This is a genomic window from Dactylosporangium sp. NPDC005555, assembly GCF_040605635.1.
Taxonomy (GTDB): domain Bacteria; phylum Actinomycetota; class Actinomycetes; order Mycobacteriales; family Micromonosporaceae; genus Dactylosporangium.
In genome coordinates, this window is record NZ_JBEXDG010000143.1 from 1 (window position 1) to 3,630 (window position 3,630).

The 3,630-nt window shown below is 69.7% G+C and carries 1 protein-coding gene; it reads left to right on the plus strand.

Features of this window, described 5'->3' with window-relative positions; all coding sequences use genetic code 11:
- Positions 1-3,503, plus strand: a 3,503-nt coding sequence (locus tag ABZS58_RS51015) for an NAD-glutamate dehydrogenase (RefSeq protein ID WP_354792061.1), incomplete at its 5' end; no start/stop codon positions are given.
- Positions 3,504-3,630: the final 127 nt, after the last annotated feature.

Consider the following 3,630-nt stretch of genomic DNA (forward strand, 5'->3'; position numbering starts at 1 on the left):
TCGCCGAGCTCAACGGCATCGGCGTCGACTACACCACCCGGGTCAGCGAGTCCAAGTTCGCCCGGGTGCACTTCATCGTGCGCACCGAGCCCGGCAACCCACCCGGCGACGTCGACGTCGACGACCTGACCGAGCGGCTGTCGGAGGCCACCCGGCTGTGGGACGACGACTTCCGGCTCGTGCTGGAGCGCAAGCTCGACGACGAGCACCAGGCGAAGGTGCTCTATCAGCGCTACGGCGCGGCGATCTCGGAGACCTACAAGGACGAGCACACGCCCTATGAGGCGGTGAAGGACGTCGCGAAGCTGGAGCTGCTCGACGAGCCCGGCCAGCTCGTCATGCACGTCTACCGGCGCCGCCAGGACGAGTCGGACATCCGGTTCAAGGTGTATCGCTACGGCGAGCCGATGATCCTGTCCGCGGTGCTGCCGGTGCTGCACTCCCTCGGCGTGCGGGTCACCGACGAGCGGCCGTATGAGATGCACCGCATCGACGGCACCATCTATCTCTACGACTTCGGCCTCCAGCTGCCCGCGGACTCGCGGGCGATCGCCGAGGTCCGCCCCCACCTGGAGAACGCGTTCTCCGCGACCTGGCGGGGCGAGGCGGAGGTCGACGGGTTCAACACCCTCGTGCTCAAGGCCGGCCTCACCTGGCGCGAGGTGGTCGTGCTCCGCGCCTACGCGAAGTATCTGCGCCAGGCCGGCACCGTCTTCTCCCAGGACTACATGGAGTCGACGCTGCTGCAGTATCCGGCGATCGCCTCCAAACTCGTGGCGCTGTTCGCCGCCCGCTTCGACCCGCGGCTGCAGCTGTCCGAGGAGAGCCGCGCCGTGCAGTCCAAGGAGCTGGTCACGGCGATCCACGCCGACCTCGACGAGGTGACCAGCCTCGACCAGGACCGGATCCTGCGCTCGTTCCTGACCCTGATCCAGGCGACGCTGCGCACGTCGTTCTTCCAGCGCGGCGAGGCTGGGCGCCCGAAGTCCTACACGGCCTTCAAGCTCGACCCGCAGTCGATCCCCGACCTGCCGGCGCCGCGGCCGAAGTTCGAGATCTTCGTCTACTCGCCCAGGTTCGAGGGTGTGCACCTGCGCTTCGGCGCGGTCGCCCGCGGTGGACTGCGCTGGTCCGACCGGCGCGAGGACTTCCGGACCGAGATCCTCGGCCTGGTCAAGGCCCAGATGGTGAAAAACGCGGTCATCGTGCCGACCGGCGCCAAGGGCGGGTTCGTCCTCAAGCAGGTCCCGGGCGACCGCGACGAGGCCGTCGCCTGCTATCAGCTGTTCATCTCTGCCCTGCTCGACGTCACCGACAACCTCGACGGCGGCAAGGTCGTCGCCCCCGCCGACGTGGTCCGCCACGACCCGGACGACCCGTATCTCGTCGTCGCCGCGGACAAGGGCACCGCGACGTTCTCCGACATCGCCAACGAGATCTCCGTGCGCTACGGGTTCTGGCTCGGCGACGCGTTCGCCTCCGGCGGCTCCGCGGGCTACGACCACAAGAAGATGGGCATCACGGCCAGGGGCGCCTGGGAGTCGGTCAAGCGGCACTTCCGCGAGCTCGGCGTCGACACCCAGACCACCGACTTCACCGTCGTCGGCGTCGGCGACATGTCCGGCGACGTCTTCGGCAACGGGATGCTGCTCTCCCGGCACATCCTGCTGGTCGCGGCCTTCGACCACCGGCACATCTTCATCGACCCCACGCCCGGCGCGGCGGCGTCGTTCGAGGAGCGGCGGCGGCTGTTCGACCTGCCGCGCTCGTCCTGGGACGACTACGACAGGTCGATCATCTCCGCCGGCGGCGGGGTCTACCCGCGCTCCGCGAAGTCGATCCAGCTCACCGCGGAGGCGAAGGCGGCGCTGGGCATCCCGGCCTCGCTCAACTCGCTGACGCCCAACGAGCTGATGCACGCCGTCCTCGCCGCCCCCGTCGACCTGTTCTGGAACGGTGGGATCGGCACCTACGTCAAGGCCGCCACCGAGTCGCACGCCGACGTCGGCGACAAGTCCAACGACTACCTGCGGGTCAACGGGCGGGAGGTGCGCGCCAAGGTCGTCGGCGAGGGCGGCAACCTCGGCCTGACCCAGCACGGCCGGATCGAGTTCGCGCTCGGCGGCGGCCGCATCGCCACCGACTTCATCGACAACTCGGCCGGCGTCGACTGCTCCGACCACGAGGTCAACATCAAGATCCTGCTCGACCGGGCCGTCGCGGCCGGCCTACTGGAGCAGGCCGATCGCAACCCGCTGCTGGCCCAGATGACCGACGAGGTCGGCGAGCTGGTCCTGCGCGACAACTACGACCAGGCCACCGCCCTGGGCAACGCCCGCGCCCAGTCCCGGTCGCTGCTGCCGGTGCACAAGCGGCTCATCGCCGACCTGGAGCGCCGTGGCCAGCTCGACCGCGCCCTGGAGGGGCTGCCGAGCGACGAGGAGCTCGACTCCCGGGCCGCCAACGGCGTCGGCCTCACCTCGCCCGAGTTCGCCGTCATGCTGTCCTACGTGAAGATCGTCCTGGAGCACGAGATCCTCGACTCCGGACTGCCGGACGAGGAGTGGACCAACGAGGTCCTCGTGGAGTATTTCCCGACCCCGCTGCGCGAGCGCTTCGCCGAGTCGATGGCCGAGCACCCGCTGCGCCGCGAGATCGTCACCACGGCCGTCGTCAACGAGGCGGTCAACCGGGGCGGCACGTCGTTCTTCTACCGCGCTTCGGAGGAGACCGGCGCCGGCTCGGCCGACGTGCTGCGCGCCTCCGTCGTCATCCGTGAGGTCTACGGGCTGAACGCGCTGCGCTCCGCCGTCGAGGACCTCGACAACCAGATCCCGACCGAGTCGCAGACCGAGATCTACCTGGAGATCCGCCGTCTGCTCGACCGCGCGGTGCGCTGGCTGGTCTCCAACCGGCGCCTGCCGATCGACGTCCCCGGCGAGATCGCCCGGCTGCGCCCCGGCGTCTCCCGGCTGCTCGGCGAGCTCGACTCCCTCTTCCGGGGCAAGGAGCGCGACGTCCTGACGGCCAACACCATCCGCCTGCGGGACCTCGGCGTGCCCGGCGACCTGGCCGAGCTCACCACCCGCATCATGTATGGCTTCGGCCTGCTCGACATCGTCGAGGTCGCCTCCCAGACCGGCCGCGACGTCAACGAGGTCGCCACGGTCTACTACGTGCTCTCGGAGCGCTTCCGGGTCGACAACCTGCTGTCGAAGATCTCCGACCTGCCCCGCGAGGACCGCTGGCAGACCTTGGCCCGCATGGCGCTGCGCTACGACCTGTATGCGGCCCTGGCGGCCCTGACCGCCGAGGTCATCAACGGCACCGCCCCCTCCGGCGATGCCGAGGCCCGGGTCGACGAGTGGGAGCAGAGCAACGCCACGTCGATCGCCCGCACCCGCAACGCCATCGGCGAGTTCGGCGAGTCCCCCGGCGACCTCGCCGCCCTCTCCGTCCTCCTCCGTCAGATCCGCACCCTGGTCCGCGCCTCCGCCGCCTAGCGCCCCATGATCCGGAAGACTTGTTGTCGCTGGGGAGCCTGTTGCGTTTTGGCGGAAAACTGTCTCGTCGACGGTCGTCGCGACCCTCGACGGCTACCGATCGGCCGCGACCGGCTCGCACAGCCGT